General features: G+C 74.0%; 21 protein-coding genes. 19 read left to right on the forward strand and 2 right to left on the reverse strand.

Going from position 1 to position 20927, the window contains the following annotated elements; all coding sequences use genetic code 11:
• Position 1: 1 nt before the first annotated feature.
• The 15 genes from ACZ6O5_RS17910 (at position 2) to pheT (ending at position 12868) form a co-directional block, all read left to right on the forward strand.
• Complete coding sequence (locus tag ACZ6O5_RS17910) at positions 2 to 598, forward strand: riboflavin synthase (RefSeq protein WP_396771146.1); 597 nt, start codon at positions 2 to 4, stop codon at positions 596 to 598.
• Positions 595 to 1287: a nicotinamide riboside transporter PnuC gene (gene pnuC / locus ACZ6O5_RS17915; protein ID WP_465978405.1), complete on the forward strand. Its 693-nt coding sequence runs from the start codon at positions 595 to 597 to the stop codon at positions 1285 to 1287. Before ACZ6O5_RS17910 ends, pnuC begins: the two co-directional genes overlap by 4 nt.
• Positions 1284 to 2549 carry a bifunctional 3,4-dihydroxy-2-butanone-4-phosphate synthase/GTP cyclohydrolase II gene (locus ACZ6O5_RS17920; protein WP_465978407.1) on the forward strand — a complete coding sequence of 422 codons (1266 nt, stop codon included), beginning with the start codon at positions 1284 to 1286 and terminating at the stop codon, positions 2547 to 2549. Before pnuC ends, ACZ6O5_RS17920 begins: the two co-directional genes overlap by 4 nt.
• Before the next feature lie 4 nt (positions 2550 to 2553).
• On the forward strand, positions 2554 to 3051 hold the full coding sequence (gene ribH, locus ACZ6O5_RS17925; RefSeq protein ID WP_465978409.1) for a 6,7-dimethyl-8-ribityllumazine synthase: 498 nt from the start codon (positions 2554 to 2556) through the stop codon (positions 3049 to 3051).
• Positions 3052 to 3149: 98 nt separating this feature from the next.
• Entirely contained in the window at positions 3150 to 3854 is a 705-nt protein-coding gene (locus ACZ6O5_RS17930; protein ID WP_465978411.1) for an alpha/beta fold hydrolase, read from the forward strand.
• A 64-nt stretch (positions 3855 to 3918) separates the two neighbouring features.
• Positions 3919 to 4182 (forward strand): phosphoribosyl-ATP diphosphatase, encoded by a 264-nt coding sequence (locus ACZ6O5_RS17935; RefSeq protein ID WP_043324932.1) that lies wholly within the window; start codon positions 3919 to 3921, stop codon positions 4180 to 4182.
• A gap of 43 nt (positions 4183 to 4225) precedes the next feature.
• A complete protein-coding gene (hisG, locus tag ACZ6O5_RS17940) occupies positions 4226 to 5071 on the forward strand; it encodes an ATP phosphoribosyltransferase (RefSeq protein WP_281939776.1) in 846 nt (281 codons plus the stop codon).
• Positions 5068 to 6030, forward strand: a complete 963-nt coding sequence (locus ACZ6O5_RS17945) for a DMT family transporter (RefSeq protein ID WP_465978414.1) — start codon at positions 5068 to 5070, stop codon at positions 6028 to 6030. Before hisG ends, ACZ6O5_RS17945 begins: the two co-directional genes overlap by 4 nt.
• Positions 6027 to 6500, forward strand: coding sequence for a PH domain-containing protein (locus tag ACZ6O5_RS17950; protein ID WP_199199889.1), 474 nt, complete (start codon positions 6027 to 6029; stop codon positions 6498 to 6500). The genes ACZ6O5_RS17945 and ACZ6O5_RS17950 overlap by 4 nt, the downstream gene beginning before the upstream one ends.
• A gap of 326 nt (positions 6501 to 6826) precedes the next feature.
• Positions 6827 to 7477: a translation initiation factor IF-3 gene (infC, locus tag ACZ6O5_RS17955; RefSeq protein WP_091263828.1), complete on the forward strand. Its 651-nt coding sequence runs from the start codon at positions 6827 to 6829 to the stop codon at positions 7475 to 7477.
• An 18-nt stretch (positions 7478 to 7495) separates the two neighbouring features.
• Positions 7496 to 7690 (forward strand): 50S ribosomal protein L35, encoded by a 195-nt coding sequence (gene rpmI / locus ACZ6O5_RS17960; protein ID WP_107160101.1) that lies wholly within the window; start codon positions 7496 to 7498, stop codon positions 7688 to 7690.
• A 32-nt stretch (positions 7691 to 7722) separates the two neighbouring features.
• Positions 7723 to 8115 (forward strand): 50S ribosomal protein L20, encoded by a 393-nt coding sequence (rplT, locus tag ACZ6O5_RS17965; RefSeq protein ID WP_222957518.1) that lies wholly within the window; start codon positions 7723 to 7725, stop codon positions 8113 to 8115.
• Between the two features lie 60 nt (positions 8116 to 8175).
• A complete protein-coding gene (locus ACZ6O5_RS17970) occupies positions 8176 to 9057 on the forward strand; it encodes a TrmH family RNA methyltransferase (RefSeq protein WP_465978417.1) in 882 nt (293 codons plus the stop codon).
• A 173-nt stretch (positions 9058 to 9230) separates the two neighbouring features.
• Positions 9231 to 10292, forward strand: a complete 1062-nt coding sequence (pheS, locus tag ACZ6O5_RS17975) for a phenylalanine--tRNA ligase subunit alpha (RefSeq protein WP_396771163.1) — start codon at positions 9231 to 9233, stop codon at positions 10290 to 10292.
• 26 nt (positions 10293 to 10318) lie between these two features.
• Positions 10319 to 12868, forward strand: a complete 2550-nt coding sequence (gene pheT / locus ACZ6O5_RS17980; protein WP_465978419.1) for a phenylalanine--tRNA ligase subunit beta — start codon at positions 10319 to 10321, stop codon at positions 12866 to 12868.
• A gap of 90 nt (positions 12869 to 12958) precedes the next feature.
• Here pheT and ACZ6O5_RS17985 read toward each other — a convergent pair whose 3' ends face one another.
• The gene (locus tag ACZ6O5_RS17985; RefSeq protein WP_465978421.1) at positions 12959 to 13843 is read right to left on the reverse strand and encodes a Crp/Fnr family transcriptional regulator; all 885 of its coding nucleotides are present in this window, start codon (positions 13841 to 13843) and stop codon (positions 12959 to 12961) included.
• Positions 13844 to 14058: 215 nt separating this feature from the next.
• Between ACZ6O5_RS17985 and ACZ6O5_RS17990 the strand changes: the two genes are divergently transcribed.
• From ACZ6O5_RS17990 to ACZ6O5_RS18000, 3 genes are read left to right on the forward strand one after another with little or no spacing between them, the layout of a single operon-like run.
• Positions 14059 to 14832: a hypothetical protein gene (locus tag ACZ6O5_RS17990; protein WP_465978422.1), complete on the forward strand. Its 774-nt coding sequence runs from the start codon at positions 14059 to 14061 to the stop codon at positions 14830 to 14832.
• Positions 14829 to 17072, forward strand: a complete 2244-nt coding sequence (locus ACZ6O5_RS17995; RefSeq protein WP_465978424.1) for an NACHT domain-containing protein — start codon at positions 14829 to 14831, stop codon at positions 17070 to 17072. Before ACZ6O5_RS17990 ends, ACZ6O5_RS17995 begins: the two co-directional genes overlap by 4 nt.
• Complete coding sequence (locus tag ACZ6O5_RS18000) at positions 17069 to 17899, forward strand: hypothetical protein (RefSeq protein ID WP_465978426.1); 831 nt, start codon at positions 17069 to 17071, stop codon at positions 17897 to 17899. Before ACZ6O5_RS17995 ends, ACZ6O5_RS18000 begins: the two co-directional genes overlap by 4 nt.
• Positions 17900 to 17953: 54 nt before the next feature.
• Here the strand turns inward: ACZ6O5_RS18000 and ACZ6O5_RS18005 are convergent, their stop codons facing one another.
• Positions 17954 to 19717, reverse strand: coding sequence for a beta-1,3-glucanase family protein (locus ACZ6O5_RS18005; protein WP_465978428.1), 1764 nt, complete (start codon positions 19715 to 19717; stop codon positions 17954 to 17956).
• Positions 19718 to 19923: 206 nt separating this feature from the next.
• On the opposite strand from ACZ6O5_RS18005, the gene argC reads away from it, so the two are divergent.
• Positions 19924 to 20925, forward strand: a complete 1002-nt coding sequence (argC, locus tag ACZ6O5_RS18010) for an N-acetyl-gamma-glutamyl-phosphate reductase (protein WP_465978430.1) — start codon at positions 19924 to 19926, stop codon at positions 20923 to 20925.
• The last annotated feature ends 2 nt before the right edge of the window (positions 20926 to 20927 follow it).

Raw genomic sequence — 20927 nt, forward strand, 5'->3', positions numbered from 1 at the left:
CATGTTCACCGGCATCGTCGAGGAGCTGGGCGAGATCGTCCGGAGCACCGAGACCGGCGACGACTCGGCGCTGGTCGCCATCCGCGGCCCGCTCGTCACCTCGGACGCCCGGCACGGCGACTCCATCGCGGTCAACGGGGTCTGCCTGACCGTGGTCGACGTCGACGGCGGCGTCTTCACCGCCGACGTGATGGGTGAGACGTTGCGCCGCACCGCGCTCGGGGCGCTGCGCCCCGGCGACGCGGTCAACCTGGAGCGGGCCGCGGCGCTGAACAGCCGGCTCGGCGGGCACCTGGTGCAGGGGCACGTCGACGGCGTCGGCGAGGTCATCGGCCGGGAGCCGGCCGCGCAGTGGGAGACGGTCCGGTTCCGGCTGCCCGCCGAGCTGGCCCGCTACGTGGTGGAGAAGGGCTCGATCACCGTCGACGGCGTGTCGCTGACCGTCGCGGAGGTGGGCGACGACTGGTTCTCGGTCGGCCTGATCCCCACCACGCTCAAGCTCACCGTGCTCGGCGGCAGACAGGTCGGCGACCCGGTCAACCTGGAGGTGGACGTGCTGGCCAAGTACGTCGAGCGGCTGCTGGGCGGTGCCCGGTGACCGGCCCGCTCGGCTGGCTGCTCGACGCCCAGGTGCACGTCGCCGGCTCGCCGGTGCTGGTCCGGGAGATCGTCGGCAACGTCTTCGGGCTGGTCTCGGCGCTGCTCGGGCTGCGCCGGGTGGTCTGGGCCTGGCCGGTCGGCATGATCGGCAACGGGCTGCTGTTCACCGTGTTCCTCGGCGGCGTCTTCGCCACCCCGCAGGCGCACGACCTCTACGGCCAGGCCGGCCGGCAGGTCTTCTTCTTCGCGGTGAGCGTCTACGGCTGGTGGCGCTGGTCGCGCAACCGCCGGTCCGGCGACGGCGCGGAGCCGGCCGTGGTGCCGCGCTGGGCGACCGGCCGGGAACGGCTGGCCCTGCTCGTCGTCGCCGCCGTGGGCACCGCCGCCGCCTATCCGGTGCTGGCCGCGCTCGGCTCGTGGGGGCCGCTGCCGGACGCCTGGATCCTGGTCGGCAGTCTGCTCGCCACGTACGGCATGGCCCGCGGCTGGGTGGAGTTCTGGCTGGTCTGGATCGCCGTCGACGCGGTCGGCGTGCCCCTGCTGCTACGCGGCGGCTTCTACCCGTCGGCCGCCATGTACCTGGTCTACGGCGCGTTCTGCGCGGCCGGCTTCTACGCCTGGTGGCGCACGTCGCGGGCCGCCAGGCGGACCCGGATCCCGGCGACGTACTCGGAGGTCGTGGCATGAGCAGCTTCGGTTCGATCGAGCAGGCGGTGGCGGACGTCGCCGCCGGCCGGCCGGTGGTCGTGGTCGACGACGAGGGCCGGGAGAACGAGGGTGACCTGATCTTCGCGGCCGAACTGGCCACCCCGGAGCTGGTCGCGTTCATGGTCCGCCACACCTCGGGCTACATCTGCGTGCCGTTGACCGAGGCCGAGTGCGACCGGCTGGACCTGCCGCCGATGCACCACACCAACCAGGACCGGCGCGGCACCGCGTACACGGTGACGGTGGACGCCCGCGAGGGCGTCAGCACGGGCATCTCGGCCGCCGACCGGTCGCACACCATCCGGCTGCTCGCCGACGCCGGCACCGACCCGACCGACCTGGCCCGCCCCGGCCACGTGGTGCCGCTGCGCGCCCGCGCCGGCGGGGTGCTGCGCCGGCCCGGGCACACCGAGGCGGCGGTGGACCTGACCCGGCTGGCCGGGATGCGTCCGGCCGGGGTGCTCTGCGAGCTGGTCAACGACGACGGCACCATGATGCGCGTGCCGGACCTGGAGAAGTTCTGCGCCGAGCACGGGCTGACGCTGATCACCATCGCCGACCTGATCGCGTACCGGCGGCGGACCGAGAAGCAGGTGGAGCTGGCCGCCGAGGCGCGGATGCCCACGCCGTACGGCGTCTTCACGGCGCTCGGCTACCGGGCCGAGCACGACCCGGCCGAGCACGTCGCGCTGGTCTTCGGCGACCTCGGCGACGGCCGGGACGTGCTGGTCCGGGTGCACTCCGAGTGCCTCACCGGGGACGTGTTCGGCTCGCTGCGCTGCGACTGCGGCCCGCAGTTGCAGGCCGCGCTGGCCCGGGTCGCCCGGGAGGGCCGTGGCGTGGTGCTCTACGTGCGCGGGCACGAGGGGCGCGGCATCGGCCTGCTGCACAAGCTCCAGGCGTACCAGTTGCAGGACCAGGGGCGCGACACCGTGGACGCGAACCTCGACCTGGGGTTGCCGGCCGACGCGCGGGACTACGGCACCGGCGCGCAGATCCTCTACGACCTCGGCGTCCGCTCGATGCGGCTGCTGACCAACAACCCGGCCAAGCGGGCCGGCCTGGAGGGGTACGGCCTGACCGTGACCGGCCGGGAGGGGCTGCCCGTGTCGTCGAACCCGGAGAACGTGCGCTACCTGCGCACCAAGCGGGACCGGATGGGCCACCTGTTGGACGGGCTGGACGAGGTGACCGAGGCGCCGATGGGCCGCCCGGTCGCCGGTGACGAGATCGGAGCGTAGGACGATGGCGGGTTTCGGGGAGCCGGGCGTCACCGAGGTGGACGCCGCCGGGCTGACCGTCGGTGTGGTGGCCGCGCGCTGGCACGGCGAGCTGACCGATCACATGGTGGAGCGCGCGGTGGCCGCCGCGCAGGCGTGCGGCGCGCGGGCTGTGGTGGCCCGGGTGGCCGGCTCGGTGGAGCTGCCGGTGGTGGCCCAGGCGATGGCCCGCCGCCACGACGTGGTGGTCGCGCTCGGCGTGGTGGTACGCGGCGCGACCGCCCACTTCGACTACGTCTGCCGGTCCGTCACCGACGGGCTGACCCGGGTGGCGCTGGACGAGGGCAAGCCGGTGGCGCACGGCGTGCTCACGGTGGACACCATCGAGCAGGCCCGGGACCGGGCCGGGCTGCCCGGCTCGGCCGAGGACAAGGGCTGGGCCGCCACGGTGGCCGCGCTGGACGCCGCACTGGCCATCCGCGCCCTGGACGCCGCCGGCGCCCACCGCCTCGGCTTCGCCTGACCCCACCTATCCCACCCCCACCGGGGGCGGGCAACCCAACCGCCTCCGGCCGCTGCCGAGGGCTGGGACCTGGCGGTCGCGGGTGGTTGACTGTCGCGGTGACGGAGATCGCGTACGCCGAGCTGTCGGGGCTGCGCCTGGCGTACCGGAGGTGGGGTCGGGTCGACGGCCGGCCGTTGGTCGCGTTGCACGGCGGCGCCGGGTCGGGGGAGAGCTGGGCCGCGCTGGCCGCCGCGCTCGGCGACACCACCCGCACGTACGCCCCCGACCTGCGCGGCCACGGCGCGACGGGACCGGCCGACGCGTACTCGCTGGAACTGGTCCGCGACGACGTGCTGGCGCTGCTCGACGTGTTGGCGCTGCCCCGGGTCGCCCTGCTCGGGCACTCGTCCGGCGCGGTGGCGGCGCACCTGTTCGCCCGGGCGTACCCGGAGCGGGTGGCGGCGCTGGTGCTTGTCGAACCGCCCCCGCCGGTGCCACTCGGCCTGCGGCTGTCGCCCCGACCGGACGGGCCGCTGCCCTACGACTGGGCCGCCCGGCAGGCGGTCGTCGCCGAACTCAACGCACCGCCTCCCGACTGGTGGGAGGGTTTGCCGGAGATCACCGCGCCGACGTTGGTCGTGGCCGGTGGCCCCACCAGTCACCTCCCACAGCGGGAGCTTCACCGGATGGCCGCCCGGATTCCCGCCGCCCGCCTGGTCACCGTCGACGCCGGCCACGCGGTGCCCACCGCGCGTCCCGCCGAGTTCGCCGCCGCCGTCCGCGCCTTCCTCGCCGGGCTGCCCGTCGGGGACGGACGGTGAGGTGGGCGACGCGGGTGGACCCGGTCGGTGTGCGCACCGGGGGCGGCTGGAAGAATCGCGTGTCGTGAAGACGTTCGAGGAGTTGTTCGCCGAGCTGCAGGCCAAGGCCGCCGCCGGCACCCCGGGCTCGGGCACGGTCGACGCGCTCGCCAAGGGCGTGCACTTCATCGGCAAGAAGGTCGTCGAGGAGGCGGCCGAGTCGTGGATGGCGGCCGAGCACGAGGGCCCGGAACGGGCCGCCGAGGAGATCTCCCAGCTGCTCTACCAGGCGCAGGTGCTGATGCTGGCCACCGGCCTGGAGCTGAAGGACGTCTACCGACATCTGTGAGTGCCCGTCCGCTGATCATCCGATCGAACGAAGGAGCACTCCCATGCTGCGTGTCGCCGTACCCAACAAGGGCGCCCTGGCCGAGTCGGCCGCCGGGATGCTGCGCGAGGCGGGCTACCGCCAGCGCACCGACCCGAAGGACCTGGTCTGCCGGGACGAGCCCAACGACATCGAGTTCTTCTACCTGCGCCCCAAGGACATCGCCACCTACGTCGGCTCCGGCGACCTGGACGTCGGCATCACCGGGCGGGACCTGCTGATCGACTCCGGTGCGCCGGCCGAGGAGGTGGTGGACCTCAACTTCGGGCGGGCCACCTTCCGGTTCGCCGCCCGCCCCGACGACGTCGCCTCCGTCCAGCAGCTCGGCGGGCACCGGATCGCCACCGCGTACCCGGGTCTGGTCGAGCGGCACCTGGCCGAGCTGGACGTCAAGGCCGAGGTGATCCGGCTCGACGGGGCGGTGGAGAACGCCATCCGCCTCGGCGTGGCCGACGTGGTCGCCGACGTGGTGGAGACCGGCGCCACGCTGCGCCAGGCCGGCCTGGTGGTGTTCGGCGAGCCGCTGCTGCGCTCCTCGGCGGTGCTGGTACGGCGGGCCGGCGCGCCCGGCAGCGCCCAGCAGGAGCAGCTCGAACGCCGGCTGCACGGCGTGCTGGTCGCCCGCCGCTACGTGATGCTCGCCTACGACGTGCCGGCCGGGCTGCTCGACCGGGCCAGCTCGCTCACCCCGGGCATCGAGTCGCCGACCGTCTCGCCGCTGCACCGGGAGGGCTGGGTCGCGGTGCAGGCGATGGTGCTCCGCGAGGACGTCCACCGGATCATGGACGAGCTGTACGAGTTGGGCGCCCGGGCGATCCTGGTCACCAACATCCACGCCTGCCGTCTGTGAGGCCGCTGCCGCTCCCGGCCGCGTTGACCGTCGTCGTCCTGGCCGGCGTGGCCTCGGCCGCGCAGGGCGTGGTCAACGCCGAGCTGGGCGCGCGGACCGATGCCCCGGTCCTGGGTGCGGTGGCCAACAACGCGGTCGGCTGCCTGGTCGTGCTGGTCGGGCTGGCGGTGGTGCCGTCGATGCGGACCGGGCTGGCCGCGCTGCGCCGGGCCGGCCTGCCCTGGTGGTCGTACCTGGGCGGGGTGGGCGGCGCGGTGGTCGTGCTGACCGCGCCGGTGGTGGTGCCGGTGCTCGGGGTGGCCGTGTTCACCATCGCCCAGGTGGCCGGCGGCAGCCTCGGCGGCCTGGCCGTCGACCGGGCGGGGCTGGCCGCGGCCGGCCGGCTGCGGCTCACCGCGCCCCGGGTGGCCGGCGCGCTGCTCGGCATCGGCGCGGTGGCGCTCGCGCAGCTCGGCCGGCCGGTGGGTGACCTGGCGATCGGCCTGGTGCTGCTCTCCGTGGTGGGCGGGTTGGCGGTGGCGTTCCAGTCCGCGCTCAACGGGCGGATCGCGGCCGGGGTCGGGCCGGCCGCCGGGCTCGCGGTCAACTTCGTGGTCAGCACGTCGGTGATCGGCGCGGTGGCGCTGCTGGTCGGCGCGTTCGTCGGCCCGCCACGCTGGCCGACCGAGTGGTGGCTCTACACGGGCGGCCTGTTCGGCGTCGGCATCGTGCTCGCGCTGCTGGTCGGGGTGCGGGCCGCCGGGGTGCTGCGGACCGGCCTGGCGCTGGTGGCCGGGCAGCTCGGCGGCGCGCTGCTGCTGGATCTGGCGCTGCCCGACGGCCCCGGCGTCCGGCTGCCGGTGCTGGCCGGCGCCGTGCTCACGCTGCTGGCGCTGCTGGTGGCGGGCGTCCGGCGGCGCGGTCCGGCCCGTGTGGCGGCCGAACGCGAGCGCGAGCCGGATGGCAGACTGGTCGGGTGAGCGATTCCGTGGTGACCGTGCGGCCCCGCCGCGTCCGGGTGGTCTGCTGGGCGGCGGCCGTCACGTTGCTGGTGGTGTTCAGCCTCGTCGCGACGTCCCTGACCGGCGCGACCGGCGACGGTTACGGCTCGTTCCAGCGCGGCGACCAGTTCGCCATGATCGGCCTGGGCGTCTTCGGCGCGCTCGGCTTCCTGCTGTTCACCCGTCCCCGCGTGGTCGCCGACGCCAGGGGCGTGCGGGTGCGCAACGTGGTCGGCTCCTACGAGCTGCCGTGGGAGGTGATCCGCGGGGTCCGGTTCGACCGGGGCGCCCCGTGGGCCAGCCTGGAGCTGCACGACGACGACCTGCTGCCGATGGTGGCGCTCCAGGCCGCCGACAAGGAGAGCGCGGTCGAGGCGGTCCGCGCGCTGCGCCGCCTGCACCAGGCGCACCTGGCCACGCTGGCCGCCGGGCAGTCCGCGCCCCGCTGACCTGCGGGCCCGGTTTGGGTGGGCCTGGGTCGAGGGTGTAGTGTTGCGGGGTCGACCAGACTGCCCCCGTCCCTGACGTGTGGGCTGTCGCTGAAGCGGAGCGCCCGCTCCCACCCGAGTCGCCGTCCAGGTGTCCGGGTCCGGTCCCCGGTTTCGGGCACGTCCCGATCCCGGATGCGCGATCCTGTGATCGTGCCGACCGGTCGAGTGGGCCCTGGCATACGCCGGGGCCTTCTGCTTTCCGGGTCGGCTCCCGCCCGGGAGCCCGCGGAGTCGGCACCGTAGGACACTCGACTCGAGGAGGCCCCATCAGCGTCGAACCACGCGTGAACGAGCAGATCCGGGCACGTGAGGTCCGACTGGTCGGCCCTGAGGGTGAGCAGGTGGGCATCGTCCCGCTGGAGCGCGCCCTGCAGCTGGCCGCGGACGTCGACCTGGACCTGGTCGAGGTTGCGCCGATGGCGCGCCCGCCGGTGTGCAAGCTCATGGACTTCGGCAAGTTCAAGTACGAGAGCGCACTCAAGGCGCGCGAAGCGCGGCGTAACCAGCAGCAGACCGTCATCAAGGAAATGAAGCTCCGGCCGAAGATCGACCCGCACGACTACGAGACCAAGAAGGGTCACGTGGTGCGGTTCCTCAAGGCGGGCGACAAGGTCAAGGTGACGATCATGTTCCGCGGTCGCGAGCAGAGCCGCCCGGAGCTGGGTTACCGGCTCCTGCGCCGGCTCGAGTCCGAGATCACGGACCTGGGATACGTCGAGGCCGCCCCGAAGCAGGACGGCCGAAACATGATCATGGTTCTCGCTCCGCACCGGGCCGTCAAGGCCTCCGCGGTCGCCGCCACGGCGTCCCGCGGTGGGCCCCGGGACCGGGCCGCGGAGGAGTCGGCAGCCCCGGCAGGTGGCGAGACCCCGGCGGCCGGCGAGACCGCAGCAGCCGGTGAGACCGGCCCGACCGCTGACACCAGCGGCCAGTAACAGGGAGAGACGTTCCACATGCCGAAGATGAAGAGCCACACGGGTACGGGCAAGCGGGTCAAGGTGACCGGCTCGGGCAAGATCGTTGCCCAGCAGGCCGGCCTCCGCCACAAGCTGGAGAAGAAGCCTTCCACCCAGACCCGCCGGCTGACCGGCACCGTCGAGCTGGCCAAGGCCGACGTGAAGCGCATCAAGAAGCTGCTCGGCCGCTGACGCGCGCCACCTGAACCGAAGAAGGAGTTGAGATGGCACGCGTCAAGCGGGCTGTGAATGCCCAGAAGAAGCGTCGTACCCTGCTGGAGACCGCGAGCGGTTACCGCGGTCAGCGCTCCCGGCTCTACCGCAAGGCCAAGGAGCAGGTGCTGCACTCGATGCAGTACTCCTACCGGGACCGTCGCGACCGCAAGGGCGACTTCCGGCAGCTCTGGATCCAGCGGATCAACGCCGGCGCCCGGGCCAACGGCCTGACCTACAACCGGCTGATCCAGGGCATGCGCCTGGCCGGCATCGAGGTCGACCGCAAGATCCTGGCCGACCTGGCCGTCAACGACGCCGCCGCGTTCGCGGCGATCGTCGAGCTGGCCCGCGCCGCCGTGGCGGCCGAGGGCACCGGTGGCGCCGCGGCTCAGGCCGCCTGACCCACCTGTACGCGGCCGAGGCCGCCTGACCCACCCGTACGGCAGATCGAGGCGTCTCCCATGCAGTCACCGTCGCAGGGGAGACGCCTCGACGCCGTCTCCGGCCCGTTCACCCCGCGTACCCCGAGGGTCGTGGCGGCCCGCCGGCTGCACCGCCGGCGCGACCGCGAGCAGGCCGGCCGCTTCCTCGCCGAGGGGCCGCAGGCCGTCCGCGAGGCGCTCGCCCGCGCCGGCACGGTGGTCGAACTGTTCGGCACCCCGACCGCGCTGGACCGGCACGCCGACCTCGCCGCCGTCGCCGCCCGCGCCGACGTGCCGGTCTCCGAGGTCACCGACGAGGCCCTCGCCGCGCTCACCGAGACGGTGGCCCCGCAGGGCCTGGTGGCGGTCTGCCGGCACCTCGACGTGCCGCTGGCCGAGGCCGTCGCGGACGGGCCGCGACTGGTCGCGGTGCTCGCCGGGATCCGTGACCCGGGCAACGCCGGCACGGTGCTGCGCACCGCCGACGCGGCCGGCGCCGGCGCGGTGGTCTTCGCCGGGGAGGCGGTCGACCCGTACAACGGCAAGTGCGTGCGGGCGTCCGCCGGCAGCCTGTTCCACGTCGACGTGGTGCGCGCCGCCGACCCGCTCGCGGCCGTCGCGGCGCTGCGGGCCGCCGGGCTGGCGATCCTGGCCACCACCGGGTACGGCGACAGCGACCTCGACGACCTCGCGGACGCCGGCCGGCTCGCCGCGCCCACCGCGTGGTTGTTCGGCGCGGAGGCGCACGGCCTGCCCGAGGAGCTGACCGCGGTCGCCGACGCCCGGGTCCGGGTGCCGCTGCACGGGCGCGCCGAGAGTCTCAATCTGGCTGCGGCGGCGGCCGTCTGCCTGTATTCTTCGGCCAGAGCACTGCGTGCCCCCAGGGCCACGCGGCACACCGCAGGGGAGTCCACCTCGTGAGGAACGCGCCACGGCGTTCGTTTAGCCAGCCCGCCGGTGTCGGCGGGCGGCAGGTCTGACCCTTCCCCCTGCACGACTCCCACCGGCGGGCTGCGGCGAAGCCGCGCGTCCGTAGACTCGCCTGGCCGCCTGTAGTCGGGCCGGCGCCGCCCTTGAGGGAGTGCCTGTTCACCATGAGTTACCGCAACGATCCGTACGACCCGAAGCAGGTCGCCCTGCTCGACCCGGACGCGCTGGCCGGGGCCGTGGCCGACGCCGAGAAGGCGTTCGCCGCCGCCGCCGATCCGGACGCGCTGACCGCGCTGCGCCCGGCGCACCTGGGGGACCGGTCCCCGGTGTCCCTCGCCCGCCGGGAGATCGGCGCGCTGCCGCCGGCCGCGAAGTCCGACGCCGGCAAGCGGGTCAACGAGGCCCGCCGGGCCATCGAGTCCGCGTACGCCGCCCGCCAGGAGGTCCTGGACCGCGAGCAGGCCGAGCGGGTGCTGGTCGAGGAGCGGGTCGACGTGACCCTGCCCCACGACCGCCGGCCGCGCGGCGCCCGCCACCCGCTGACCGTGCTGATGGAGCAGATCAGCGACCTGTTCATCGGCATGGGCTACGAGGTGGCCGAGGGGCCCGAGGTCGAGTTGGAGTGGACCAACTTCGACGCGCTCAACATCCCGGCCGACCACCCGGCGCGCGGGCTGATGGACACGTTCCACATCGCCCCCCAGGGCTCGGGTCTGGTGCTGCGCACCCACACCTCGCCGGTGCAGGCGCGCACCATGCTCAGCCGCAAACCGCCGATCTACGTGGTGGTGCCCGGCCGGGTCTACCGCACCGACGAGCTGGACGCCACCCACGCGCCGGTCTTCCACCAGGTCGAGGGCCTGGTGGTGGACAAGGGCATCACCATGGCGCACCTGCGCGGCACGCTCGACCACTTCGCACGCGCCATGTTCGGCGAGGGCGCCAAGACGCGCTGGCGTCCGCACTACTTCCCGTTCACCGAGCCGTCGGCCGAGTTCGACGTCTGGTTCCCGGAGCACCGGGACGGGCCGCAGTGGGTCGAGTGGGGCGGCTGCGGCATGGTCAACCCGCGGGTGCTGCGCGCCTGCGGGATCGACCCGGAGGTCTACTCCGGATTCGCGTTCGGCATGGGCATCGACCGGACCGTGATGGTCCGGCACGGCGTCAGCGACATGCGGGACATGGCCGAGGGCGACGTGCGGTTCACCCGCGCGTTCGGCGCCTGAGCTACGGGAACGGTGGTAGAGGAATCATGCGAGTTTCAGTCAGTTGGCTGCGGGAGTACGTGGATCTCCCCGCCGACCTGCCCGCCGGTGACCTGGAGCAGGCGCTCGTCGACCTCGGCATCGAGGTCGAGTCGATCGTGGACCTGCGGGCGACCGTCACCGGCCCGCTGGTCGTGGGCGAGGTCCTGGAGATCGAGGAGCTGACCGGTTTCAAGAAGCCGATCCGCTTCTGCCGGGTGGACGTCGGCGGCGCGAACGGCACCGGCGAGCCGCAGGAGATCGTCTGCGGGGCGCGCAACTTCGCCCCCGGCGACAAGGTCGTGGTGATCCTGCCGGGCGGCGTGCTGCCGGGCAACTTCGCCATCGGCGCGCGCAAGACGTACGGGCGCAACTCCCACGGGATGATCTGCTCGGCGCGGGAGCTGGGCCTGGGCGACGACCACTCCGGCATCATCGTGCTGCCCGCCGACGTCAAGGCCCAGCCCGGCGACGACGCGCGCCCGGTCGTCGGCCTGGACGACGTGGTGGTCGAGATGGAGATCACCCCGGACCGCGGGTACGCGCTCAGCGTCCGCGGCATCGCCCGGGAGCTGTCGCACGCGCTCGGCGTGCCGTTCCGTGACCCGGCCGACGCGCCGGCGACGGGCAGGACCGCCGAGCCGGCGTACCCGGTGGAGGTCCGTGACCCGGTCGGCTGCGACCGGTTCGCGGCCCGGATGGTGCGCGGCGTCGACCCGACCGTGGCCACGCCCGGCTGGATGCGGCAGCGGCTGACCGCGGCCGGCGTGCGCAGCATCTCGCTGCCGGTCGACATCACCAACTACCTGATGCTGGAACTCGGCCAGCCGATGCACGCGTTCGACGCGGACCGGATCACCGGGCCGCTGGTGGTGCGCCGCGCCGAGCCGGGGGAGAAGCTGACCACGCTGGACGGGGTGAGCCGAAGCCTGGTCGCCGAGGACATGGTGATCTGCGACGACAGCGGGCCGATCTCGCTGGCCGCGGTGATGGGCGGCGAGACCAGCGAGGTGCTCGCCTCCACCACGAACGTGCTGTTCGAGGCCGCGCACTGGGACCCGGCCATGGTGGGCCGCACCGCCCGGCGGCACAAGCTGTTCAGCGAGGCCGCGAAGCGCTGGGAGCGGGGCGTCGACCCGACGCTGCCGCTCGTCGCGCTGGAGAAGGCGGTCCGGTTGCTCACCGACCTGGCCGGCGGCACGCCCGGCGCGGAGGTGCTCGACCTCGACCACGTCCGCCCGCCGTCGCCGGTGACGCTGCCGGTGGACCTGCCGACCCGCCGGGTGGGTGTGTCGTACCCGGCGGACCGGGTGGTGGAGCTGCTGGAGCAGGTCGGCTGCGCGGTCCGCCGCGGCGTCGACCGGCTCGGCGAGGACCCGGGCACGGTCGGGGTGGCCACCGGCGGGACCGCCGAGGTGCTGACCGTGACGCCGCCGAGTTGGCGGCCCGACCTGACCGACCCGGCCGACCTGGTGGAGGAGGTGGTCCGCCTCGACGGCTACGACCGGGTGCCGTCGGTGCTGCCCACCGCGCGGCCCGGCCGGGGCCTCACCCCGGCGCAGCAGCGCCGCCGCGCGGTGGCCCGCTCGCTCGCCGAGCGCGGCTGGGTCGAGGTGCTGGCGCAGCCGTTCGTCGCCCCGGAGCTGGCCGACCAGCTCGGCCTGCCGGCCGACGACCCGCGCCGCCCCGCGGTGCGGGTGGCCAACCCGCTGTCCGAGGAGGAGCCGCTGCTGCGCACCACGCTGCTCGGCCCGCTGCTCGGCATCGTCCGGCGCAACGTCGGCCGGGGCCAGCGGGACGTGGCGATCTACGAGATCGGCGCGGTCTTCCGTCCCCGCCCGGGCGTCGGCGCCCCGCCCGCCATGGGCGTGGACCGGCGGCCCACCGACGAGGAGTTCGCCGCCGCCGACGCGGTGGTGCCGGCGCAGCCGCGACACGTCGCGGTGGCGCTCTGCGGCGAGATCGAGCCGGCCGGCTGGTGGGGCGCGGGTCGCGCGGCAAGCTGGGCGGACGCCGTCGAGGCCGGCCGGGCGGTGCTCGCCGCCGCCGGCATCCCGGCCGACCGGGTGACCGTGCGTTCCGGTGAGTACGCCCCCTGGCACCCGGGCCGCTGCGCCGAGTTGCTCGTCGACGACACCGTGGTCGGGCACGCCGGCGAGCTGCACCCGGCCGTGGTGACGGCGCTGGAACTGCCCCGGCGCACCAGCGCCATGGAGCTGGACCTGGACGCGCTGCCCGCCGCGCCGCTGGTGGCCGGGCCGGCCATCTCCACGTTCCCACCGGCGCTGATCGACGTGGCGCTGGTGGTGGACGAGGCGGTGCCGGCGGCCGAGGTCCGGGCGGCGCTCGTCGAGGGCGCCGGCGCGCTGCTGGAGGATGTCCGGCTCTTCGACGTCTACGCCTCGGCGCAGCTCGGCGCCGGACGGAAGTCGTTGGCGTACAAGCTGACGTTCCGCGCCCCGGACCGCACCCTCGCGGGTGAGGAGGCGGTGGCCGCCCGGGACGCCGCGGTGGCGCTCGCCGCGCAGCGCTTCGGCGCCACCCTCCGCGGCGCCTGAGGTGTAAGGAGGGGCCCCCGCTTAACGCCTACGGTAGAGGCGGGGGCCCCTCTTCACACTCGGACATCCGCGGGAGTTCCCGCCGGGCGGTCACTCCTCGTCGGCGGGCAGCTCGCCGAGTTCCCGCAGGCGTCGCAGGTCCCGCACGGTGATCCGCCGGTAGTCGGTGTCCACGAGCCGCTCGGCGCGCAGGTCGCGCAGCGCCTTCTGGATCGAGGTCTCAGCGGCCCCGCAGATCGTCGCCAGCTCGGGCTGGGTGAGCCGGACGTCGATGACGACTCCGTCCGGGCTCCGTCGGCCGTGCGTGCGGCACAGCTCGGCGATCACCCTGGCCACCCGGATCTTCACGGCGTACGAGCTGAAGTCGATGCGGCGGCGGTTGGACCAGCGCAGCCGGTCCGCGACCATCGCCGCGAGTTCGAGCGCGGCCTCGGGGTGCTCCCTGAGGAAGCGGGTGAAACGGTCTCTCGTGACGACGCTGTAGCGCGTCGGGCCGCAGGTGGTGATCGTGGCCGAGCGTGGCTGGTCGTTGAGGGCGGACATCTCGCCGACCAGGTCACCGCCGACCCGCAGCGAGAGCAGCGCCGACCGGCCGTCGGGGAGGCTCGCCGTCACCTTTGTCAGACCCGCCTCCAGCAGCACCAGGTGCGACTCCCGAACGCCCTCATGGATGAGAATCTGCCCGGCCGGCACCTGACGCCGGACGCCGAGGTCGAGCACGATCGCGCGGGTGTCGGGCCGCAGCCGTTGCAGGAAGGTGCCGTACGGCCACTGGACGTCCGGGGATGCACCTCGACGCATCGACAACCTCACTCTCGTCTTCCCGCGAAGGCGGTCGAAGCGTAGCCGAAACTGAGCGGAGCGCGACGCCCGGCGCAGCAGGGCCACGGCCCCGGCGTACAGCGCCACCATGGCCAGCACCTGCGCCGGCTGCCAGCCTGCGGCGAGGAGCAGTTCGCTGAGGACCTCGACCATGTCCCCAGTGCAACCCGGATCCGGCCCGCCGGATCCCGGACGGAGAGGGGAAGACCGGTTTCGGACGGCCCGGCGGATGCCGTACTTCTACGGGGTGCGGCCCGGGTGAGCCCGGTTCGATGTCCCTTGTGGTCCCGCCGGTGTCGGCGGGCGGGTGACGAAGGGGCGACACGTCGATGCACCATCCCGAGCGACGACTGTTGATAAGTGTGGACATGGAGCGGTACAGCCGCCGCAGCAACCTCCAGCAGTACGAGGCGCAGCAGGAGTTCCGGCGTCTGCTGCACGAGGCGGCCGCCGCGGTCGGGCTGGACCGGACGGCCTGGCGTACCCAGCAGGCCGGAGACGGCGAGCTGGCGATCCTGCCCCGGGACGCCCCGGAGGCGCGCGTGATCGGCCGGTTCGTGCCCGAACTCAGCCGACGGTTGCGGGCGTACAACAGCAGCCGCGTCCCGGCGGCGCGGATCCGCCTGCGGATGGCCGTACACCAGGGGATCGTGCATCTCGACGGCGCGAACGGCTTCCCGGGCACCGCCGTGGTGCGGGTCTGCCGACTCTGTGACGCCGATCCGGTGAGGCGTGCGCTGGCGGACTTCCCGGGCGCGGGCGTCGCTCTGGTCGTCTCCACCGACATCTACCAGGACGTCGTCTGCGAATATCCGGAGGAGTTGCGGCCCGAACGGTTCCGCCGGGTTCGGGTCAGCCATCCTCACAAGGACTTCGAGGAGTATGCCTGGCTCCACGTGGTCGACGAGGACATGTCGTCGGCGTCGCCGGAGGGCGGGGGCCCGACCGCGCCGGCCGGTGACGCCGAGCGGGCTCCGAGCGCCGCTCCGGCTCCCGCCCCGGGCGTCGCCGGACCCGGCAGCTCCGGTATCCACATCGGTAGCCTCCGGGTGGACGGACAGAACGCCATCGGCGCGAACGCGACCGCGATCGGATCCGTCGGCCGGGACGCCACCATCGGTCGGGACGGTGGTGACAGGTGACCGGGTTCGCGCCGCAGCCGGAGGTGGACGCCGTGCCGGTGCCGGTCGCACCGGCCGGTCAGGAGTCTGCCGAGGAGCATTGGCCGCCCGGCACGGCGGACGGTGGGCCCGGGGAGGAGCCGGCGGAGGACGACCAGGGCGGTGTGGAGGACGTCGAGGACGATTCCCCGCTCGATCCCGGCGAGGTGCTCGACCGGTTGTCCGCGCTGCTCGGCACCCCGGCCGGCGTCGAGGTCGGGGAGATGCGCGTCCGGGGGCAGAACGCGACCGGGGCCGGAGCCACCGCCATCGGCACGATGAACATCACGATGGCCGGCGCCGTCGGTGGCCGGACCTGGTCCGAGACGCTGAGCGGGACGGTCGTCCGCCAGTCCGCCGACGGCTACGCGCCCGCTCCCAGCGACCAGCAGCTCGACCGACGGCTGAAGCAGGTGGCCCTGGTCTGCCTCTCCGGGCCGGAGGGCGCCGGCCGGCACACGGCGGCGCGTCTGGCCGCCGCTCGGCGGCACGGCTACGACCGCGTGGGACTGGTCAACGTGGAGGGTCCCGGGGATCTGATCCAGGCGGCCGGAACCCTGCGTGCCGGGCACGGCTACGTGCTGCCCCTGAGCGATCGGGCGGTTCGGGAACTGGACGGTATGACGTTGGTCGGTGCGGCGAACCGGGTCGAGGCGGCGGGCTGCACGATGGTGCTCGTCGGCGATTTCCGGTCGCGGATCCGCGAGTTCACCGACCAGCTCGTCGAACACCGCCCCCCGGCGGCGGTGGATGTCTTCCGCGCCCAACTACGCCGGCAGTTGCGCGGCCGGTGCGTCGGCTGGTGCGGCGACGGTTGCGCCGGTGGGTGCGTCGACAGCTATGTCGAGGAGGAGTGCGCCGGGCATCCCCTGCTGATCGGCTATCTGGGTGGTGACCCGCGCCCGGGTGAGGTGGTCCGGGTGGTGGAGTCGATCGCCCGGAACCCGGTGAGCGGCGCGGACCTCACCCAGCAGTTGGAGCGCCTGCTGCCCCGGCAGGTGCGCGAACGGGCGGCGCGGATCCTCGACTGCGCCGACGCGGGGCGGGACCTGTCGGGGAGCTGGACCGCCGACGAGCGGCGCGCTTTCCGGCTGTCCTGCGCGGTGCTGGCCGGGCAGCCGGTGTCGGAGGTCCACCAGGCGGCCCGGTTGCTGACTCTGCCCGGGTTCGACGAGCCGGGACGGGCGTCCTCGGCGCGGACCTCGGCCGCGCTCGACGAGCTGCTGGGGACGGAGCTGCGCCAGGCCGTGCGGGTGCTCGACGACGACGACCGGGTCGCGGGTGGGCGGCGGGTGGAGTTCACCCCGGGCAATGACGCGCTGCGGGCCAGCCTGCTGGAGGTCGCCTGGCAGGACTGGTTCCTGCCGGGGCAGCTCCTGGGGTGGTGGGTCGAGCTCGCCCGTGGCGACGTGCCGGGGGTACGGCAGGCTGCGGCGGGTGCGATCGGCTGGTCGGCGGGGCACGCCGTGCGTTCCGCGCTGGATGCCGTGGACCAGTTGGCCCGGGAACGTCGCGCGGGCGTACGCCAGGCGGCTGCCATCGCCCTGGTCGCCATGGCGATGCAACCCTCGTTGCGGCAGCGGATCCGCACCGAGTTGGACCGCTGGGCCGAGAGCGGCGCCGCGCACCGGCGCGACACCGTGGCCCGGGCGTACGCCCTCGGTCTGGCTCGTCTCTGGCCCGACACGGCGCTTCTCCAGCTACGGCAGGTCGCCGAGGCCCGGATGCAGCGGTGGCAGAACTCCGTGGTCCGCGGACTGGTGGAGGTCTACGACGCGGGCCACGCGCCGGCCGTGCTGGCCGCGCTCGCGGAGTGGGCCGCCTCGGCCGACCCCGAGGTACGCCTGCATGCGGGGCGTGCGTTGCGGACCCTCGCCGACCGCTGGGCGCCCATGCCCCGGGAGCACTGGCCGGAACTGCTGGACCTGGTGCGGAGCGGCACGCTCCGACTGCCGGAGCTGGCCACGTGTTGGGCCGCCGCGCTCTCCCTTCCCGGGACCGCGTTCCGTGCCTGGCGGACGCTCGGGTTCTGGCTCAACCGCGCGGACGGACATCCGGAGGTGGCGGCGTACTGCCTGGAGCTGCTCCGGGCGGTCGTGGCCGGCCACGAACCGCTCCGGCGCCGCCTCGACCATCAGCTCCGGCACGTCTGGCGGCCCGTGATGCGCGGCAACCCCCTGCTCGACGACATTCGACGACTCACCGAAGAGGAACAGCGATGAGCACCCACCCCACGGCGCGTCCGGCCACCCGACCGTCCGTTCCCGACCAGCCGGAGCACCGCCGCTGGTGGCACGCGATCTTCCCACCCACCACCTCGCCCCTGATCACCGCGCCGCCGGTGCCGGTGGCCCCGGTGACCGTGTCGTACCGGCAGGAGGCGCCGCAGCCGGTCCTGGTGCCGGCGAGGGGCGACGCCTTCGACTTCCGGCTGAACCCCGTCTTCGTCTGGACTGCCCAGCACATGACGTCCGAGTATCTGCGGTTACGGGCGGACAGCTACCTGACCTGGGCCGGCGGCATTCTCCGGGAGGAGGCGGTCGGCCTCTCCCGGCAACACGAGCCCCATCGATCCCACGAACTGGAGCAGGCGTTGAACACGCGCCTGACGGGTCGACGCTGGCCCCGCGAGGGGACGGCGCCCTCCTTCACCGTCCAGGTACGGGTCAGTCCCGACGAGCGGGTGCGGGAACGGCTGCGGCCGTACTGGGAGGACCGGATCCGGTTGGAGTGCGACCACGAGCTGCAGAAGATCCGGGCCCGTCAGGCCGACGAGCTGACCCGGCGGTGGTGTGCGGTGCTCCAGAACCTGGAGGACGACCCGGTGACGGCGCACGCCGCCCGGCTCACCGGGGAACAGTTCGCCGAGGTGTTCCGCCGCTACGTGGCGGAGCGCCGGGAGACCGTGCCGGAGCTGGTGGACCTGCTCCGTGAGGCGGTCCGGGGACACAACGACCTGAACATGGGGCCGTCGGAGTACACCCAGGCGTGGGACACGGCCCTGCGCACGTACCAGCAGCAGCACGGGCTCGCCGAGCACCGTCGCTGACCCTGAGCCGGCGCGGCCCTTCCCGACAGGTCCCCGGGAAGGGCCGTCGTCGTCTCAGGCGGTGTACGGGAGGGTGAGCTGCGACCCGTCGCCGACGGCGAGGGTGGACGTGGCGGCGCCGATGGCGTTCCACACCTCCACCCGTACGCTGCCGCCCCGCAGGTCGCCGAGGGTGCCGGTGGCCGTCGCCAGGCCCCGGTCCTGGGTGTAGTCCTCCCAGCCGGTGAGCGGGTCCGTGGCGAAGTAGTGGTACGTCTCCACCCGGTCCCAGGTGCCGTCCCCGGTCAGGTCGTAGGAGACCCGGAGCTGGGTGCCGTTGCCGATCGCGGTGCCGGCGTCGACGAGGAGACGGAACGAGGTGGTGCCGCCGGTCCACCGCGCGGTCAGGTTGTCCGCCCGGTAGACCCGTGGCGTGTGCGGGGTGCCGACCCAGGTGTCGTCCGCTGCCGCGATCGTGGCCCGGGCGGTGCTCGCCGGACGCTGCCGGAGCAGGTCGGGTTCGCCGAGGTAGAGCTGCGGTCCGAACGGGCTCGTCGTCGGTTCCGGCGACGGGCTGTCGGACCCCGAAGGGGTGGGGTCCGGCGAGGTCGGCGTAGGCGTCGGGCTCGGGCCCGGGCCGCCGCCCGGGCCGAACGGGCTCAGGTCGATGCGCGCGGCGCGCGGGTCGCCGTCGTGCACCAGCGACTCCTGGTTGAGCACGTCGTCGAAGGCGAAGCCGTACGCCTTCCCGTCGACCATGTTGGCGTGCACGATCCGGGAGTAGTGGTCGGTGAGCGTGCCCCGGTAGAAGTCGGCCGGGCCGCCGGAGGGCTGCACGTCGCGGACGCCCAGGGTCGAGCGGTGCAGCGCGGCGCAGAGCGTCCGGGCGATCGGGCCGACCACGAGGTCGTTCGGGGCGGCGAGCGCGCCGTCGCAGTCCCACACGTCGGAGCTGGTGGGCCTGGTGAAGCTGGCGACCCGCTGGCCCGCGCCGTCGGTGAACGTCATGACGTCGCCGCTGGTGCGTCCGGTGTACCTGATCCCGGGCTGGTCGAGGAAGGGCGTCACGGTCAGCGCCCGGGTGGCGTACGCCTGCCAGGCCGAGGCGATGTACGGGTCGAGGTAGCCGGCGTCGAGAAGGCCGGCGTCGGCGGCCTTGCCGGGGGAGAGCACCCGCAGCACAGTGCCGTCGGCCCTGGTCTGCACCGTGCCGTCCCAGCCGGCCTGGGCGCGGATCGCCGCGACGACCCGGTTGCGGCCGTCGTCGACGAGTCGGCCGGTCTCCCGGGAGGCGCCGTCGGCGCCGGTCACGCCGACCACGTGCGGGATGGCGAACATGTCGACCTGTGAGCTGTTCAGCCAGAGCCCGGCGTCGTTGTAGGTGAACTCGGACCAGTCGAACAGGACGTCCCGGTTGGGGTCGCCGGGGGCCCACGGCGCGGGCTGGACCAGGCCGTCCGGGGTGAGGCGGAACGCCAGTTTCGCGCCGAACGCGAAGTAGACCCGCCCGGAGATGTTGCGGGGGACCTTGAGCGTGGTGGCGCCGCCGTTGGCCGGGCCGGGGATGGCCACGTCGGGGGCGGGGGTGGGTGGCAGGCCGCCGGCCGGCCAGGGGGTGAACGTGCCGGCGGCGTCGACGTGACCGAGCCGGCCGGAGGCGAGGTCGGTGCCGAGCACGTAGAGCCAGGTGGCGTCGGCCCGGCCGGTGTGGTTGGTGACGGTGAGGGGCAGCAGGTTCGGGCCGGTGGCCCGGGCCAGCGAGGCGGCCGCGACGACCGAGCCGGCGGTGGTGACCAGGAGCGCGAGCAGGGCGCGCAGGATTTTCGTACGGGTGGGCAAGGATGACTCCGAGGTGGTGGGGGCACGGTGCGGCGGTCGCGCGGCACGGCGGAACGGGATCCGAGAGAGCGCTCTCTCAGCATCGACGTGGAATGGGCGACTGTCAATGTGAAGCGCGCCGATGCAGCTTCATGCGTCACACTGCATGACCTTGCAGGCCCCTGCATCGACTGCTAATCTTTCTGCATAGTCATGCGGAGGTTTGTATGGGCATTCGAGTAGCGGTGGCCGGCGCGAGCGGATACGCGGGGGGCGAACTGCTGCGCCTGCTCGCCGGCCACCCCGAGTTCGAGCTGGTCGCCGCCACCGCACACAGTCAGGCGGGCCAGCCCGTCGCCGCCGTACACCCGCAGCTCGCCGGCCTGGACCTGGTGTTCGGGGCGACCGAGGCGGAAACCCTGGCCGACGCGGACCTGGTCTTCCTGGCGTTGCCGCACGGCCAGTCGGCGGCGCTCGCCGCGGCGCTGCCCGACGCGGTCATGGTGGTCGACCTCGGCGCCGACCACCGGCTGCGCGACGCCGACGCCTGGGCCCGCTACTACGGCGGCGCGCACGCCGGCGCCTGGACCTACGGGCTGCCGGAACTGCCCGGCCGGCGGGCCGAGATCGCGGCGGCGCGGCGGGTCGCCAGCACCGGTTGCTACGCGGTGGCCACCACGCTGGCGCTGGCTCCGCTGATCGCCGCCGGCGCGGTACGCCCCGACGACGTGGTGGTGGTCGCCGCCTCCGGCACCTCCGGCGCCGGCCGGGCCGCCAAGGCCCACCTGCTCGGCAGCGAGGTGATGGGCGACCTCTCCCCCTACAAGGTGGGCACCCACCAGCACGTGCCGGAGATCAAGCAGGCCACCGGCGCGGCCTCGCTGTCGTTCACGCCGGTGCTGGCCCCGATGCCCCGGGGCATCCTGGCCACCGTCACCGCGGTGCCGGCCGGCGACGCCGACCCCCGCGCGGTGCTGGCCGACGCCTACACCGACGCGCCCTTCGTGCACCTGCTGCCCGAGGGGGCGTGGCCGCACACCGCCGCCACCGCCGGCGGGAACTCCTGTCACCTCCAGGCGACGGTGGACACCGACTCGGGACGGGTCGTGGTGGTCAGCGCCATCGACAACCTGGGCAAGGGCGCGGCCGGTCAGGCCGTGCAGAACGCCAACCTGATGGCCGGGCTCCCCGAGACCACCGGCCTGTCCGCCTACGGAGTCGCCCCGTGAGC

This window comes from Micromonospora sp. NPDC049201 (assembly GCF_055586805.1).

Coding starts and splice junctions, on each gene's coding strand:
- rplT (WP_222957518.1), top strand. CDS start 7,723: ATGGCACGCGTCAAGCGGGCTGTGAATGCCCAGAAGAAGCGTCGTACC.
- ribH (WP_465978409.1), top strand. CDS start 2,554: ATGGCGGGTTTCGGGGAGCCGGGCGTCACCGAGGTGGACGCCGCCGGG.
- pheS (WP_396771163.1), top strand. CDS start 9,231: ATGAGTTACCGCAACGATCCGTACGACCCGAAGCAGGTCGCCCTGCTC.
- ACZ6O5_RS17990 (WP_465978422.1), top strand. CDS start 14,059: ATGGAGCGGTACAGCCGCCGCAGCAACCTCCAGCAGTACGAGGCGCAG.
- ACZ6O5_RS17985 (WP_465978421.1), bottom strand. CDS start 13,843: ATGGTCGAGGTCCTCAGCGAACTGCTCCTCGCCGCAGGCTGGCAGCCG.
- rpmI (WP_107160101.1), top strand. CDS start 7,496: ATGCCGAAGATGAAGAGCCACACGGGTACGGGCAAGCGGGTCAAGGTG.
- ACZ6O5_RS17910 (WP_396771146.1), top strand. CDS start 2: ATGTTCACCGGCATCGTCGAGGAGCTGGGCGAGATCGTCCGGAGCACC.
- ACZ6O5_RS17970 (WP_465978417.1), top strand. CDS start 8,176: ATGCAGTCACCGTCGCAGGGGAGACGCCTCGACGCCGTCTCCGGCCCG.
- argC (WP_465978430.1), top strand. CDS start 19,924: ATGGGCATTCGAGTAGCGGTGGCCGGCGCGAGCGGATACGCGGGGGGC.
- pheT (WP_465978419.1), top strand. CDS start 10,319: ATGCGAGTTTCAGTCAGTTGGCTGCGGGAGTACGTGGATCTCCCCGCC.
- ACZ6O5_RS18000 (WP_465978426.1), top strand. CDS start 17,069: ATGAGCACCCACCCCACGGCGCGTCCGGCCACCCGACCGTCCGTTCCC.
- hisG (WP_281939776.1), top strand. CDS start 4,226: ATGCTGCGTGTCGCCGTACCCAACAAGGGCGCCCTGGCCGAGTCGGCC.
- ACZ6O5_RS17920 (WP_465978407.1), top strand. CDS start 1,284: ATGAGCAGCTTCGGTTCGATCGAGCAGGCGGTGGCGGACGTCGCCGCC.